This is a genomic window from Streptomyces sp. WM4235, assembly GCF_001279725.1.
Taxonomy (GTDB): domain Bacteria; phylum Actinomycetota; class Actinomycetes; order Streptomycetales; family Streptomycetaceae; genus Streptomyces.
This window is the reverse complement of record NZ_LGDE01000249.1, coordinates 25,978-39,625: the sequence shown is the minus strand read 5'-3', so window position 1 is coordinate 39,625 and position 13,648 is coordinate 25,978. Positions and strand designations below refer to the sequence as shown.

The window sequence follows — 13,648 nt, the reverse complement described above, 5'->3', positions numbered from 1 at the left end:
CTGGGCGACTTTCGACTGCGGCGGTGGCATCGATCAACGAGGCCCTGGGAACCGGCGCGCCCGGCCTGACACTCGACTCTGCCGCACCCTGCCACCGGCCCCTCCTGCACGCCGTGGCCGGCTGACGGCTCGCGGAAGGATGCTTGTAGATGGCGTATGCGGAGAAGGTCTACAAGGTACGCAAAGGCCAGCAGACCAAGCAGTTCACCTGGCGCTGCCGGTACATGCGGCCGGACGGCAAGTGGGGGAGCCAGCCCGGGTTCCCCACGAAGAAGCTCGCCGAAGAGTGGGGGGACGCCCAGGAAACCGCGATGCGGGAGGGTCGTTGGATCGACCCGAACTTGTCCACCAAGAAGTTCGGAACCTTTACCAAGGACACGTGGATGCCCGCCCAGGCCGTCCGCGGGCGCACCACGATGAACCAGTGGGAGAGGCTTGAGGCCCATATCCTCCCTGAGTGGGAGCACACTCCCCTGATCGCCTTCAACTGGTTCGACGTGGAAGCCTGGGCCAGGAAGGTCGCCAAGAGCGCGGCCCGCAGCACGGTCAAGGACTGCGTTCAGCTCATGGCCCGCATCCTCAACGGAGCCGTGGACGCCAAGCACCTGACCGTGAATCCCCTGGCGGGCCGGCGACTGACAGGCCTCCCCGCGGACACGGCGAAGAAGAAGCCGGACGAGGAGCGATGGGCCACGCCCGAGGTGGTCCTCCAACTGTCGCGTCGACTGGGCCCGGCCTATGGAATGCACATCCTGACGACCGCCTTCACCGGCCTCCGGTGGGAGGAGCTGGTCGGTCTCCATCGACAGAACGCACTGCTCGCACGAAAGCAGCGCCACGACGGAGGCGTCTTCACCTGCCCGATCATTCGGGTCGACGAGGACAAGGGTGTGCTGGCCGAGTACTACGTGCGCAACGAAGAGGGCAAGAGGAAGATCTTCCGGGGGCTGGAGCCTCCGAAGAACGGACCATCGGCCCGCGACGTTGACCTCCCCCCGTTCCTCGCCCAGTTGCTGCGGGGGCACCTCGACGACTGGAAGTACGACTTCGTGTTCTGCACACCCACCGGCAAGTGGTGGTGGCGTTCCGAGTGGTTCCGGGTCATCCGCCCCGCGGCGGACGGACGGGACGCGCGGCCGAACGCCCGCGGCTCCGCCCTCAAGGAGAAGTGGGAGCCGATCATGCCGGGTCTGACGATGCGCGACCTGCGGCACACGCACGACACTTGGCAGGAGCAGATCGACGTGCGGCCGGTGTTGGGGTACGAGCAGATGGGGCATAAGTACCCTGGCATCAAGGGGACGTACCGGCACCCGACTCCCACCATGCGGCAGGAGCGCCTCGATGGACTCCAGAAGTTGTACGAGCGGGCGATGGGGAACCTCGGGTGGGAATCGATCTGGGAACGGGCCGGCTCCCCTAAATCTCTCCTAAACGATCTTTCCGGAGAGACTTCCGAGTGATCACCCGGCAGCTCCCTCGCTGGTCACGGCCTCCTCGGCGATCGTCTCATGGTGCCGAATTACTTCAGCGATGATGAAGTTGAGGAGTTTCTCCGCGAAGGCCGGATCGAGTTTGGCGTTCTCGGCGAGCTGGCGCAGGCGGGCGATCTGGCTGGCCTCGCGGCCGGGGTCGGCGGGGGGCAGCTGGTGGCGGGCCTTGAGGTGGCCGACCTGCTGGGTGCACTTGAAGCGCTCGGCGAGCATGTGGACCACGGCCGCGTCGATGTTGTCGATGCTGTCGCGCAGGCGGGACAGTTCGGCGGTGACGTTCTCGTGGGCCTCGTCGGTGTCGCTGTGGTTCATGGTTCCCGAGAATACGTGGCGGACGCGACGGGTTCCTCGCCACCTCGACCGGTGAGACGGCCGGCGGGGTCGGGGCGGGGCCCTGCGGGCACGGGACGGCCCGAAAGGGCCGGCCTACAGGGCCTGGAGGGGCAGGGTGGCGGTGACGAGCCAGCCGCCCGTCGGGGCGGGGCCGGCGGTGAGGGAGCCGCCGAGGGCCTCGGCGCGTTCGGTCATTCCGGCGAGGCCGTAGCCGCCGCCCCGGGCGTTCTCGGAGAGTCGGGCGGGCCGGCCGCCGTCGTCCTCGACGCGTACTTCGAGGCCGGCGGGGACGGTGCGCAGGGCGATGTGGACGGCGGTGGCCGTCGCCGCGTGTTTGCCGATGTTGGTGAGGGCTTCGAGGACGATGCGGTGCGCGGTGGCGGCCACGTCCGCGGGGAGTCGGGCTTCCAGGCCTTCTTCGATGCGGAGGGTGACGGGCGGGCCGGTGACGGCGAAGCGTTCGGTGAGCGCGCGCAGGTCCGCGAGGCCGGCGACGGGGGTGGTTCCGGCGGCGGTGTCTCCTCCGGCGGCGGCCTCGTCCTCGCGGAGGATCTTGACGAGGCGGCGCATGGAGCCGAGGGCCTCGTCGCCGGCGGTCTCGATGCGGCCGAGGATCTCGGCGGCGCGGTCGGCGGTGACTCCGGTGAAGCGGGCGGCGCGGGCCTCGACGACGATGCCGGTGACGTGGTGGGCGACGAGGTCGTGGAGTTCGCGGGCGAGCTCCAGGCGTTCGGCGGTGCGGACGGCTCGCAGTTCGCGGACGCGTTGGACGGACTGGAGGCGCAGGAGCAGGGAGTACGCGCCGACGACGACGGCGAGGACGGAGAAGAGCAGGGTGAACCGGCCTGGGTCGGTGTCGCGTACGGGGACGGCCATGCAGCCGAGGCCGAGGAGGGGGCCGAGGACGGCGGCGGTGCGGGCGGGGGCGCGGAGCAGGACCTGGGAGAGCAGGACGAGCAGGGCGATGGCCTCGCCGGCGCCCCAGACGACGAGGGGATGGTTGCCGAAGATCAGCAGGAGGGTGACGGTCCAGGTGGTGGCGGCGGCGAACCAGGCGCGGGCGAGCAGGGGGATGCGGGGCCAGGGCGCGGCGCTGAGGCAGACGAGGATCCCGGACACCCACACGGCGGCGTGCGGGGCGCTGGGCTGACGGGCCAGGACGAGGCCCTCGAAGGTGACGAGGCCGAGGAGGAGCAGCGAGAGGGTGACGCGGAGCAGCCGGGCGGCGCGGGGGTGGCGGCGGGTCCAGGAGGCGAGGGGACTCATCGCGGCGGACGCGGCCGGTCGAGCCGGGGGCCGGGGCCCGCACCGGGCCCCGCACCGGGCCCCGCCTCGGGACCCACACCGCACCCCGCCCCGGGACTCGCGCCGCGCCGGACGGCAGGCCTCACGCCGCGCCGGCGGCGAGGCCGCTTTCCCAGGCCCACGCGGCGATCTCGACGCGGTTGCGGGCGTCGAGTTTGGTCTGGACGTTGGCCAGGTGGGTCTTGACGGTGGACAGTGAGACGAAGAGTTCACCGGCGATCTCGGCGTTGGTCTGGCCGCGGGCGAGGCAGCGCACGACGTCGACCTCGCGTTCGGTGAGGGGTTCCGAGGGGCGGCGGGCGGCTCGGGCGGGCGGGGCGTGGGCCATTTCGCGGAGCAGCCGCACGGTGATGGCGGGCGAGACCAGGGAGTCGCCGACGGCGGCCGCGCGGACCGCTTCAACCAGCATGGCCGGGCTCGCGTCCTTCAGGAGGAAGCCGGACGCTCCGCCGCGGAGCGCCGCGTGGACGTATTCGTCCAGGTCGAAGGTGGTGACGATGACGATGCGTGGGGTGTCCTGGCCGGCGAGGCGTCGGGTGACTTCGAGGCCGTCGAGCCGGGGCATGCGGATGTCGAGGAGCAGGACGTCGGGTCGGTGGGCGGCGACGGCCGCGAGGGCCTCCTCGCCGTCGACGACGTCCGCGACGACCTCGATGTCGGGTTGGCTTTCGAGGATCATCCGGAAGCCGGTCCTGACCATTTCCTGGTCGTCCGCGATGACCACTCTGATCGTCATGCGTTGCCTGCCCCACTGTCGCCCGCTGCCGATGGTGTCGTCCCGGAGGGATTCGTTCCATGGGACCGGTGCGCGTGGCGTCCCGCAACCGCTCGGCGGGCCGTCGGGAGGGTGCCGCGGGACCGGCACGGCGGTGTGTCGGTCCCGCGATGGTTCGTTCGACGTTACGTGCGCGTGGGGTGGGGCGCCTCGTCCTTCCGGCCGTTTCCCCGCACCGCGGTTCGGCCGGAAGGACGAGGGTGGGTCAGAGGGTCGCCGCGGCGTTCTTGATGGCCGTGGCGAAGGTGGAGACCTCGGAGTAGACGCCGGGGTAGTTCGGGCGGGCGCAGCCCTCGCCCCAGCTGACGATGCCGACCTGGATCCAGGCGTTGGCGGCGTCGCGGCGGAACATGGGGCCGCCGGAGTCGCCCTGACAGGTGTCGACGCCGCCCTGGGGCAGGCCGGCGCAGATCTCCTCGCCGGGGACGAGGTCGCTGCCGTAGGCGTTCTGGCAGGAGGCGTCGGAGACGAAGGGGACGGTGGCCTTCATGAGGTAGCGCTGCTGGCCGCCGCCCTCGCGGGTGGCGCCCCAGCCGGCGACGGTGAAGGTGCCGTTGTCGTAGGTCTTGGTCTCGGCGATCTTGAGGGTGGGCAGGTTGATGGGCTTGGCGAGTTTGATGAGTGCCCAGTCCTTGCCCTTGCCGTTGTAGCCGGGGGCCTGGAGCACCTTGGTGGACTTGACCTTGACGGCACTGGAGCTGTTGAGGTCGACGACGCCGGCGGTGGCGGTGATGGAGGTGTTGTTGCCGGAGCCGTTCACGCAGTGGGCGGCGGTGAGGACGATCTGCTGGGTGTACAGGGCGCCGCCGCAGCCCATGGAGAGGCGGACCATGAACGGGAACTCGCCCTGGGCGGCGCGGGTTCCGCCGACGACGGGCGCCTGGGAGGCGGTGGCGGAGCCGGGCTGGAGGCTGACGGCGGCCAGGGCGACGGCGCCGACGGCGAGGGCGCGCTTGAGGGTCGTGGCAAGGGTGGACACAGTCGACACACTGCCTTTCGTGGGGGGTTGGGCCGTGCGCGTCATCGGGTGAATGACAAGTCCATGACACATCTCGCGTATGGCCGCCATCAAGAACGCGTTTTCGGACAACTTTCGGCGTGGGGGCCCGCATGACGCAGAACCACGGGCGCGGCAGCCCGGTCGAGCACGGTTTTCCGCACTTGGACACGGTTCACCGCGCTCTGACGGCCCTCTTCCGTCGCCTGTCGTACGACGGGATCCGCGCCTACGACGCCGGCTTCCCCGCCGCCGACGCGGCCTTCTCCCCCGACGACGACCCCCACCTAGGGGCGCAGCGCGTGGCCCGCGCGATGGTGCGTGCGCTGCGGCTGCCCGATGCCCGGCTGGTGATCGGCTACCGGGCGATGACGGAGGCGGCCACGGTGGAACTCGGCCCGGGGCCCGAGTACTTCGTCGAGGTCAACGAGCGCTTCCGCACCCACCGCCGGGACCTCGGCGCGGCGCTCGCCCACGAGGTCGCCCACGTCCTGCTGCACCGCCTGGACCTGCGGTTTCCCACCACCGAGGACAACGAGATCCTCACGGACACCACCGCCGCCTACCTGGGCGCCGGCTGGCTGCTCCTCGACGCCTACCGCGAGGACGAGTTGACGCACCAGAAGCTCGGCTACCTCACCCCGGAGGAGTTCGGCTACGTCCTCGCCAAGCGCGGCGAGCTGATCGGCGAGGACCTCTCCACCCGGTTCACCAGCCCCCGGGCGTACGAGGCGTACGCGCGCGGTCGCGCCCTCGCGGCCCGGGACCACCGCCGCGCCCCGCTGGCGGTCGCCTCCTGGCCGGAACGCCTGCGTTACGCGCGCGACCGCCGGACCGGATCCGCCGCGCCGGGCGCCTCGTACCGCTTCGAGCGGCACGCGGACGGGCAACGGGTGAGCTTCCCGTGCCCGGTCTGCCGGCAGTGGCTTCGACTACCGGTCGGCGGGCCCGTCCGGGCCCGCTGCGGGCTGTGCCACACGGTCCTGGAGTGCGACACCTGAACCGACTCCCCCGCCCCGACGATGCTCCCGGCTCCGGTCCGGAACCCCGCGCCGGCGGTCTCGGAACAGGTTGGGACAACATCATGGGCCGACTGCGGTTCAGCGGGTGGATGTAGCGGGTAGTCATACTCCATCGCACGAGAGAAGCTCCGGATCCGACCCCTCGCCAGGGGGCCGGGCCCGGAGCTTCTTTCTCTGTACGCGGACCCTCCCGACCAGCCGGCCCGCGCGTACGGCTGTGCGCCTACAAGGCCCCGACGAACGCGGCGAAGGCGCCGCGGCCGACGGTGAAGACGGGGCCGTCGGGGTCCTTGGAGTCCCGCACGGCGACCAGGCAGGGCTGGGAGGCGACCTCGACGCAATCGCCGCCGGTTCCTCCGCTGTACGAGGCCTTGCGCCAGGCGGTGGCGCCGAGGGGGGTGCACTCGACGCAGTCACCGCCGGTGGTTCCGCTGTACGACGACTTACGCCACAACTCACCTGTCAGGTTCTTGACGATCCCCATAACGTTCCTCCCGTACGCGCGCGATCAGCGCCGCTGACTGCTCCACGGACAGGGCCGCGGCCTGCAAGTGATCGTATCGGTGCGTACAGTCCCTGACCGTCTCTGGGTTTGCGGTCACATTGGCCAGACCATAGCTCTCTGCGTAGACGATGTCCGGATCCTTTTCGAACCTCAGGACGTTGAACGATCCCACCGTTGCAGGGTGTTGGCCCGCCGCAAAGGGGAGCACCTGGATGCGCATCTCACGCCGATCCCCGAACTCCAACAAGTGCAGAAGTTGGCTTCGCATGATTTCGCGGCTACCGAACGGACGGTGCAGCACTCCCTCGTCCAGCACCACCCACACCAGCGGGGGGTGGTCCCTGTCCAGAATTCGCTGGCGCTCCATCCTCGCAGCCACCGCCTCATCGAGCTTGTCCGACCAGCCCGCCTGGAGCACGGCTCGCGCATACTCCTCCGTCTGCAACAGCCCGTACACCAACTGTGCCTGGAAGGAGGAGATGTACGTCGCCTTGGCCTCCATGTCGGCGTACGCCTGGAACCACGTCGGCAACTGGCTCCTCAGCACCAGCCCCACCAGCCGGGAGAACACCCCGCCCGTCACCAGCGCCGCGTCCACCCGGTCCGAGAACTCGCGGGTGGGTACCTTCCTCGCCGTCTCGATCTGTCCGACCAGGGAGCCCGCGCAGAAGATGATGTCGCCGAGCTGCGCCTGTTTCAGCCCGGCGTCCTCCCTCAGGCGGCGCAGTTCGGAGCCGTAGTAGTCCAGCGGCGATGCGCTGGGATCGAGGTTGCGGATGTTGACCACGGGTGGTCACCCCCATGCTCGCGGCGCCGTGCGGCGTTCGGTCGGGTCCAGTCCGTGGCCGAGCGTAACCAGGCCTGCGCACGGAGGTGGCCCGAATCCCCCGACTCCCCTCCCTTCGAGGGAAGCCGAGGGAAGCTGAGGGAGGGGACGCGCTCGCCGCCCCGAACTACCGCGCCCCGTACACCGGCTGCGGTGCCTCCGCCGCCGCCAGGAGCTTCGTCGCCGCCTCCCCCGCCTCCGCCGGGGTCCAGCGCTCGCCGCGCTCCGCCGTCGGGCCCGGCCGCCAGCCCTCCATCACCGTGATCCGGCCGCCCTCGGCCTCGAAGACCCGGCCGCTCACCCCGGCCGAGGCGTCCGAGCCCAGCCACACCACCAGCGGCGACACGTTCTCCGGGGCCATCGCGTCGAACTCCCCGGCCGCCGGCGCCGCCATGGTCCGCGCGAAGGTCTCCTCCGTCATCCGGGTGCGGGCCGCCGGGGCGACGGCGTTGACCTGGACCCCGTACCGGCCCATCTCCTCCGCCGCGACCAGCGTCAGGCCGAGGATCCCGGCCTTGGCCGCGCTGTAGTTGCCCTGCCCCACCGATCCGAGCAGTCCCGCGCCCGAGGAGGTGTTGACCACCCGCGCCGCGACGGGCCGGCCCGCCTTCGCCTGCGCCCGCCAGTGCGCGGCGGCGTGCTTGAGGGGCAGGAAGTGCCCCTTCAGGTGCACGCGCATCACCGCGTCCCAGTCGTCCTCGTCCAGGTTGACCAGCATCCGGTCCCGCAGGAAACCGGCGTTGTTGACGAGGGTGTCCAGCCGCCCGAAGCCGGCGACGGCGTCCGCGACCAGCGAGGCCGCGCCGCGCGCGGTGGCGATGTCCCCGCCGTGCGCCAGCGCCTCCCCGCCCCGCGCGCGGATCTCCTCGACGACCCGCGCCGCGGGACCGTCCGGGCCGGGCAGCCCGTCGAGGCCGACCCCCAGGTCGTTGACGACGACCTTCGCCCCTTCCGCCGCGAAGGCCAGCGCGTGGGCGCGGCCCAGCCCTCGGCCCGCGCCCGTCACGATGACCACACGTCCTTCGGCAAGTCCCATGTCAGTTCTCCTTGTTGACAGTCGCCGCGTCCAGGAAGGCCGGGCGTTCGCCGCCTCCGTGCACGAGCAGGCTCGCGCCGCTCACGTATCCGGCCCGGTCTCCGGCGAGGAACACCGCCGCCTCGCCCACGTCGCCCGGGTCGGCCAGTCGCCCCAGCGGCACGGTCGCGCCGACCGCGGCGATCCCGGCCTCGTCCCCGTAGTGCAGGTGCGACAGTTCGGTGCGCACCATGCCGAGGATCAGCGAGTTGACCCGTACCTCGGGCGCCCACTCCACGGCCATCGACCGGGCCAGGTTCTCCAGTCCCGCCTTGGCCGCGCCGTAGGCGGCCGTGCCGGGTGAGGGGCGGGTGCCGCTGACGCTGCCGATCATCACGACCGAGCCGTGCGACTCCCGCAGCCACGGGTACGCCGCGAGTGAGGCGGTCAGGGGGGCCACCAGGTTCAGTTCGACGACCCGTGCGTGCCGTTCGGCGTCGCCCTCCCCCAGCAGCCGGTACGGGGTGCCGCCCGCGTTGTTCACCAGGCAGTCGAGCCGCCCGTACCGGTGCGCCGCCGCCGCGAAGAACTCCGTCACGGCGGCCGGGTCGCGCAGGTCGAGCGCCGTGAAGGCGGCCGTCCGGCCCGCCGCGGCCACCGGTTCGTCCGGTGGGCGGCGGGCGCAGACGAGGACCTCCGCGCCGGCCGCGAGGAACGATCGCGCGATGCCGGCGCCGACGCCCCGGGTTCCGCCGGTGACGACGACGACCCTCCCGTTGAGCTCCATCGGCTGCTACCTTCCTCACCTAACAAATGTTTGGTGGAAAGGTAGCTGATCCGCTCATGGGTGTCTCCACCTCCGGCCCCGACAAGGGCATCGCACTCGTCACAGTCGACTTCCCGCCCGTCAACGCACTGCCCGTACACGGCTGGTACGAGCTGGCCGACGCACTGCGCGCCGCCGGCCGCGACCCCGACGTCCGGTGCGTCGTACTCGCCGCCGAGGGCCGGGGCTTCAACGCGGGCGTGGACATCAAGGAGATGCAGCGCGACACCGGCCACGACGCCCTCATCGGCGCCAACCGGGGCTGCTACGAGGCGTTCGCCGCCGTGTACGACTGCGAGGTCCCCGTCGTCGCCGCCGTGAACGGCTTCTGCCTGGGCGGCGGGATCGGCCTGGTCGGCAACGCCGACGCGATCGTCGCCTCCGACGACGCCGTCTTCGGGCTGCCCGAACTGGACCGGGGCGCGCTCGGCGCGGCCACGCACCTGGCCCGCCTCGTCCCCCAACACCTGATGCGCACCTTGTACTACACCTCGCGGACCGTGAGCGCCGCCGAACTGCACGCGCACGGTTCGGTGTGGAAGGTGGTCCCGCCCGCCGGGCTGCGGGCGGCGGCACTGGAACTCGCCGCCGAGATCGCCCGCAAGGACGGCCTGCTGATCCGGCTGGCCAAGTCCGCCATCAACGGCATCGACCCCGTGGACGTGCGACGCAGCTACCGCTTCGAGCAGGGCTTCACCTTCGAGGCCAATCTCAGCGGGGTGGCCGACCGGGTCCGCGACACCTTCGGAAAGGCGGACGAGGCATGAGCGGCACGTCGGCGTCGGACAAGGTGATGTCCCCCGAGGAAGTGGTCGGCCGGCTGCGCAGCGGCATGACCGTCGGCATCGGCGGCTGGGGGTCGCGGCGCAAGCCCATGGCCCTGGTGCGGGCACTGCTCCGATCCGAGATCACCGATCTCACCGTGGTCTCGTACGGAGGCCCCGACGTCGGCCTGCTGGCCGCCGCGGGCCGGATCCGCCGGCTCGTCACCCCCTTCGTGACCCTCGACTCGATCCCGCTGGAGCCGCACTACCGGGCCGCCCGAGAACGCGGCGCCTTCGCCCTCGCCGAGCTCGACGAGGCCATGTTCATGTGGGGACTGCACGCCGCCGCCAACCGGCTGCCCTTCCTGCCCGTCCGCGCCGGCCTCGGCTCCGACCTCATGCGGGTCAACCCGAACCTGCGGACCGTCACCTCCCCCTACGAGGACGGCGAGGAGTTCGTCGCCGTCCCCGCGCTGCGCATGGACGCCGCGCTCGTGCACCTCAACCGCGCCGACCGCCTCGGCAACGCCCAGTACCTGGGCCCCGACCCGTACTTCGACGACCTGTTCTGCGAGGCCGCGGACGCCGCGTACGTCTCCTGCGAGCGGCTCGTCGAAACCGCCGAGCTGTCCAAGGCCGGTCCGCCGCAGTCCCTGCTGGTCAGCCGGCATTCCGTCACCGGGGTGGTGGAGACCCCGAACGGCGCGCACTTCACCTCCTGCGTGCCCGACCACGACCGCGACGAGCCCTTCCAGAAGCTGTACGCGAGCACCCCCTGGCCCGAGTTCGCCGCCCGGTTCCTGTCCGGCGCGAGCGAGCACGACTACCAGTCCGCCGTGCGGACCTGGCACGAGGAGCAGCAGTGAGCACAGAAGCGGCGGCCACCGCGGGCGTCAGTCGCGCCGAGTACTGCGTGATCGCCTGCGCCGAGGCCTGGCGGGGCGACGGCGAGGTGCTCGCCTCACCGATGGGGCTGATCCCGTCCTTCGGGGCCCGTCTCGCGAAGCGGACCTTCTCCCCCGACCTGCTGTTGACCGACGGCGAGGCCACGCTGGTCGGGCTCGACGGGACGCCCGAGGGCTGGCTGCCGTACCGCCGTCACCTCACGATGGTCACCGGCGGCCGGCGGCACGTGATGATGGGCGCGAGCCAGATCGACCGGTACGGCAACCAGAACATCTCCTGTATCGGGGACTGGGAGCAGCCGACCCGCCAGCTCCTGGGGGTGCGCGGCGCGCCCGTCAACACCCTCAACAATCCGGTGAGTTACTGGATCCCCAAGCATTCCCGCCGGGTGTTCGTGGAGCGGGTCGACATGGTCTGCGGCGTCGGGTACGACCGCGCGGAGGCGGCCGGGGCGACCCGCTTCCACCGCCTGCCGCGCGTGGTCAGCGATCTCGGGGTCTTCGACTTCACCGGCCCGGACCACGCCATGCGCCTGGTGTCCGTGCATCCGGGCGTGCGCGTCGAGCAGGTCCGGGAGGCCACCGGTTTCGAGCTGACGATCGCCGACGAGGTCCCGTACACGCGGGAGCCGACGCCGGAGGAACTGCGGCTGATCCGCGAGGTCGTCGACCCCGAGGGGCTGCGCGACCGGGAAGTGCGGGCCTGACGGATGGAGACGGCATTCACCAGGCTGGTCGGGGTCCGCCATCCGATCGTGCAGACGGGCATGGGCTGGGTGGCCGGACCCCGACTGGTGTCGGCGGCGGCGAACGCGGGGGCGCTGGGGATCCTGGCCTCGGCGACGATGACGACCGGGCAGTTGCGTGCGGCGATCCACGAGGTGAAGTCCCGTACGGACGCCCCGTTCGGGGTCAATCTGCGCGCGGACGCCGGGGACGCGGCCGAGCGGGTGCGGCTGATCGTCGACGAGGGGGTCCGGGTCGCCTCGTTCGCCCTCGCCCCGTCGAAGGAGCTGATCGCCCGCCTCAAGGACGCGGGCGTGGTCGTCGTCCCCTCGATCGGCGCCCGGCGGCACGCCGAGAAGGTCGCCGCCTGGGGCGCCGACGCGGTGATCGTGCAGGGCGGCGAGGGCGGCGGGCACACCGGGGACGTGGCCACGACGGTGCTGCTGCCGCAGGTGGTGGACGCGGTGGACATCCCGGTGATCGCGGCGGGCGGTTTCCACGACGGTCGCGGGCTGGTCGCCGCGCTGTCGTACGGGGCGGCGGGCATCGCCATGGGCACCCGCTTCCTGTTGACCTCGGACTCCACCGTCCCGGACGCCGTCAAGGCCGAGTACCTGAAGGCCACGGTCAAGGACGTCACCGTCACCACCGCCGTCGACGGGCTGCCGCACCGGATGCTCCGCAGCGAGCTGGTCGCCTCCCTGGAGCGGGCGGGCCGCGCGCGGGCCCTCGCCAAGGCGGTGCGGCACGCGGCCGGCTTCCGGAAGCTGTCGGGGATGTCGTGGTCGCGGATGGTGCGCGACGGCCTGGCGATGAAACACGGCAAGGACCTGTCCTGGAGCCAGGTCCTGCTCGCCGCGAACACCCCCATGCTCCTCAAGGCGTCCATGGTCGAGGGCCGTACGGACCTCGGCGTCATGGCATCGGGCCAGGTCGCGGGCGTGATCGAGGACCTTCCGTCGTGTGCGGAACTCGTCGCCCGGGTCATGGCCGAGGCCCACACCGTGCTGGACCGACTGCACGACCTCAACCCCCCGCACTCGCTCGGCGTCCTGCCACCCGCAGGGTGATCCCCCTTCTCCGTTACAGGAGTCGCCCCAGATGAGCCGTGCCCGAATCCGCCTGGCGACCGCGGTGCTCGCCGCCGCCCTCGCCGCCGGAACCCTGCCCGCCGCCGCGTACGCCGCGCCGTCGCCCGGCGCAGCCCCCGGTACCGCCGCTTCCGCCGCAGCCGCCGCTTCCGCCGAGCGGCACCGCCCGTCGGCGGAGACGATCCGTCAGATCCCCCTCCAGGGCGCGGTCAACGTCCGTGACCTGGGCGGGTACCGCACCTGGACCGGTGGGCAGGTCCGTCAGGGACTGGTCTACCGTTCCGACGCGCTCGGCAAGTTGACCGCCGCCGACCTCACCACCGTCTCCGGGCTCGGCCTGCGCAAGGTCGTCGACTTCCGCATCCCGATGGAGGTCCAGTACGACGGCGCCGACAAGCTGCCCGCCGGCCTCCTCCCCACCGCCCGCCCCGTCAGCGACCTGGGCCTGTACGCGACCCTGGTCGGCGCCATCGCCAGCGGGGACCCCGCCACGCAGGAGCAGATGCTCGGCGGCGGTCGCGCCGAGGCCTACATGCGCGACATCTACCGCACGTTCGTGACGAGCCCCGAGAACCGGGCGCAGTTCGCGACCACGCTGCGGGAGATCGCCGACGGCGGGCAGGGCCCGCTGCTGTACCACTGCACCTCGGGCAAGGACCGCACGGGCTGGATGAGTTACGTCCTGCTGCGCGCCCTCGCCGTGCCCGAGGACACCGCCGAGCGGGACTACCTCGCCTCGAACACCTTCCGCGCGGCGTACGACGCCCAGGTGCGGGCCGGCCTCAAGCAGTCGGGCCGGATGCAGAACCCGGACCTGCTGATCCCGCTCCAGGAGGTCCGGCCGGACTACCTCGCCGCCGCGACCGCCCGCATGGAGGCGGACTACGGCGGCTTCTACGGCTACCTCACTGACGGCCTCGGCCTGGACCTGCGGACCCTCGCCAAGCTCCAGGCCAGGATGGTCCGCTAGGCCCCGTCGGCGAAGGCACCCGGGGCCCGGAACGGCGAAACGCCGGGCGGCGCGTGTTCCGCGCCGCCCGGCGTACCGGTGTGTTCGTGTCGCGA

Annotated in this window: 15 protein-coding genes; 7 read left to right on the top strand and 8 right to left on the bottom strand. The window is 71.7% G+C overall.

Annotated features, from left to right (window positions below; all coding sequences use genetic code 11):
* Positions 1-149: 149 nt before the first annotated feature.
* Positions 150-1,463, top strand: a complete 1,314-nt coding sequence (locus ADK55_RS18340; RefSeq protein WP_053680096.1) for a hypothetical protein — start codon at positions 150-152, stop codon at positions 1,461-1,463.
* Here ADK55_RS18340 and ADK55_RS18335 read toward each other — a convergent pair whose 3' ends face one another.
* From ADK55_RS18335 to ADK55_RS18320, 4 genes are all read right to left on the bottom strand, one after another.
* Positions 1,464-1,805: a chorismate mutase gene (locus tag ADK55_RS18335; RefSeq protein WP_053680093.1), complete on the bottom strand. Its 342-nt coding sequence runs from the start codon at positions 1,803-1,805 to the stop codon at positions 1,464-1,466.
* A gap of 114 nt (positions 1,806-1,919) precedes the next feature.
* Positions 1,920-3,092, bottom strand: coding sequence for a sensor histidine kinase (locus ADK55_RS18330; protein WP_053680092.1), 1,173 nt, complete (start codon positions 3,090-3,092; stop codon positions 1,920-1,922).
* Between the two features lie 121 nt (positions 3,093-3,213).
* Complete coding sequence (locus ADK55_RS18325) at positions 3,214-3,867, bottom strand: response regulator (protein ID WP_053680089.1); 654 nt, start codon at positions 3,865-3,867, stop codon at positions 3,214-3,216.
* Positions 3,868-4,111: 244 nt separating this feature from the next.
* The gene (locus tag ADK55_RS18320) at positions 4,112-4,930 is read right to left on the bottom strand and encodes a serine protease (protein WP_371591352.1); all 819 of its coding nucleotides are present in this window, start codon (positions 4,928-4,930) and stop codon (positions 4,112-4,114) included.
* Positions 4,931-5,016: 86 nt separating this feature from the next.
* Here ADK55_RS18320 and ADK55_RS18315 point away from each other — a divergent pair, with 86 nt between their 5' ends.
* Complete coding sequence (locus ADK55_RS18315) at positions 5,017-5,904, top strand: hypothetical protein (protein WP_053680084.1); 888 nt, start codon at positions 5,017-5,019, stop codon at positions 5,902-5,904.
* Positions 5,905-6,148: 244 nt separating this feature from the next.
* Here ADK55_RS18315 and ADK55_RS18310 read toward each other — a convergent pair whose 3' ends face one another.
* The 4 genes from ADK55_RS18310 to ADK55_RS18295 all read right to left on the bottom strand — a co-directional run bounded on the left by ADK55_RS18310 (position 6,149) and on the right by ADK55_RS18295 (position 9,058).
* A complete protein-coding gene (locus ADK55_RS18310) occupies positions 6,149-6,409 on the bottom strand; it encodes a DUF397 domain-containing protein (RefSeq protein ID WP_053680082.1) in 261 nt (86 codons plus the stop codon).
* Positions 6,381-7,217, bottom strand: a complete 837-nt coding sequence (locus ADK55_RS18305; RefSeq protein ID WP_053680080.1) for a helix-turn-helix domain-containing protein — start codon at positions 7,215-7,217, stop codon at positions 6,381-6,383. The genes ADK55_RS18310 and ADK55_RS18305 overlap by 29 nt, the downstream gene beginning before the upstream one ends.
* Positions 7,218-7,383: 166 nt before the next feature.
* The gene (locus ADK55_RS18300) at positions 7,384-8,292 is read right to left on the bottom strand and encodes an SDR family oxidoreductase (protein WP_053680078.1); all 909 of its coding nucleotides are present in this window, start codon (positions 8,290-8,292) and stop codon (positions 7,384-7,386) included.
* A 1-nt stretch (position 8,293) separates the two neighbouring features.
* Complete coding sequence (locus ADK55_RS18295) at positions 8,294-9,058, bottom strand: SDR family oxidoreductase (RefSeq protein WP_053680076.1); 765 nt, start codon at positions 9,056-9,058, stop codon at positions 8,294-8,296.
* A 56-nt stretch (positions 9,059-9,114) separates the two neighbouring features.
* Between ADK55_RS18295 and ADK55_RS18290 the strand changes: the two genes are divergently transcribed.
* From ADK55_RS18290 to ADK55_RS18270, 5 genes are read left to right on the top strand one after another with little or no spacing between them, the layout of a single operon-like run.
* Complete coding sequence (locus ADK55_RS18290; RefSeq protein WP_053680074.1) at positions 9,115-9,864, top strand: enoyl-CoA hydratase family protein; 750 nt, start codon at positions 9,115-9,117, stop codon at positions 9,862-9,864.
* On the top strand, positions 9,861-10,727 hold the full coding sequence (locus ADK55_RS18285) for a CoA transferase subunit A (protein WP_053680072.1): 867 nt from the start codon (positions 9,861-9,863) through the stop codon (positions 10,725-10,727). Before ADK55_RS18290 ends, ADK55_RS18285 begins: the two co-directional genes overlap by 4 nt.
* Positions 10,724-11,473, top strand: coding sequence for a CoA-transferase subunit beta (locus ADK55_RS18280; protein WP_107089223.1), 750 nt, complete (start codon positions 10,724-10,726; stop codon positions 11,471-11,473). Before ADK55_RS18285 ends, ADK55_RS18280 begins: the two co-directional genes overlap by 4 nt.
* A gap of 3 nt (positions 11,474-11,476) precedes the next feature.
* Entirely contained in the window at positions 11,477-12,562 is a 1,086-nt protein-coding gene (locus ADK55_RS18275) for an NAD(P)H-dependent flavin oxidoreductase (protein WP_053680071.1), read from the top strand.
* A 31-nt stretch (positions 12,563-12,593) separates the two neighbouring features.
* On the top strand, positions 12,594-13,553 hold the full coding sequence (locus ADK55_RS18270) for a tyrosine-protein phosphatase (protein ID WP_053680069.1): 960 nt from the start codon (positions 12,594-12,596) through the stop codon (positions 13,551-13,553).
* Positions 13,554-13,648 lie beyond the last annotated feature (95 nt).

Bases quoted from the DNA above. Each gene is read 5' to 3' on its own strand.
- ADK55_RS18340 (WP_053680096.1), top strand. From the start codon at position 150: ATGGCGTATGCGGAGAAGGTCTACAAGGTACGCAAAGGCCAGCAGACC.
- ADK55_RS18335 (WP_053680093.1), bottom strand. From the start codon at position 1,805: ATGAACCACAGCGACACCGACGAGGCCCACGAGAACGTCACCGCCGAA.
- ADK55_RS18330 (WP_053680092.1), bottom strand. From the start codon at position 3,092: ATGAGTCCCCTCGCCTCCTGGACCCGCCGCCACCCCCGCGCCGCCCGG.
- ADK55_RS18325 (WP_053680089.1), bottom strand. From the start codon at position 3,867: ATGACGATCAGAGTGGTCATCGCGGACGACCAGGAAATGGTCAGGACC.
- ADK55_RS18320 (WP_371591352.1), bottom strand. From the start codon at position 4,930: ATGACGCGCACGGCCCAACCCCCCACGAAAGGCAGTGTGTCGACTGTG.
- ADK55_RS18315 (WP_053680084.1), top strand. From the start codon at position 5,017: ATGACGCAGAACCACGGGCGCGGCAGCCCGGTCGAGCACGGTTTTCCG.
- ADK55_RS18310 (WP_053680082.1), bottom strand. From the start codon at position 6,409: ATGGGGATCGTCAAGAACCTGACAGGTGAGTTGTGGCGTAAGTCGTCG.
- ADK55_RS18300 (WP_053680078.1), bottom strand. From the start codon at position 8,292: ATGGGACTTGCCGAAGGACGTGTGGTCATCGTGACGGGCGCGGGCCGA.
- ADK55_RS18295 (WP_053680076.1), bottom strand. From the start codon at position 9,058: ATGGAGCTCAACGGGAGGGTCGTCGTCGTCACCGGCGGAACCCGGGGC.
- ADK55_RS18290 (WP_053680074.1), top strand. From the start codon at position 9,115: ATGGGTGTCTCCACCTCCGGCCCCGACAAGGGCATCGCACTCGTCACA.
- ADK55_RS18285 (WP_053680072.1), top strand. From the start codon at position 9,861: ATGAGCGGCACGTCGGCGTCGGACAAGGTGATGTCCCCCGAGGAAGTG.
- ADK55_RS18275 (WP_053680071.1), top strand. From the start codon at position 11,477: ATGGAGACGGCATTCACCAGGCTGGTCGGGGTCCGCCATCCGATCGTG.
- ADK55_RS18270 (WP_053680069.1), top strand. From the start codon at position 12,594: ATGAGCCGTGCCCGAATCCGCCTGGCGACCGCGGTGCTCGCCGCCGCC.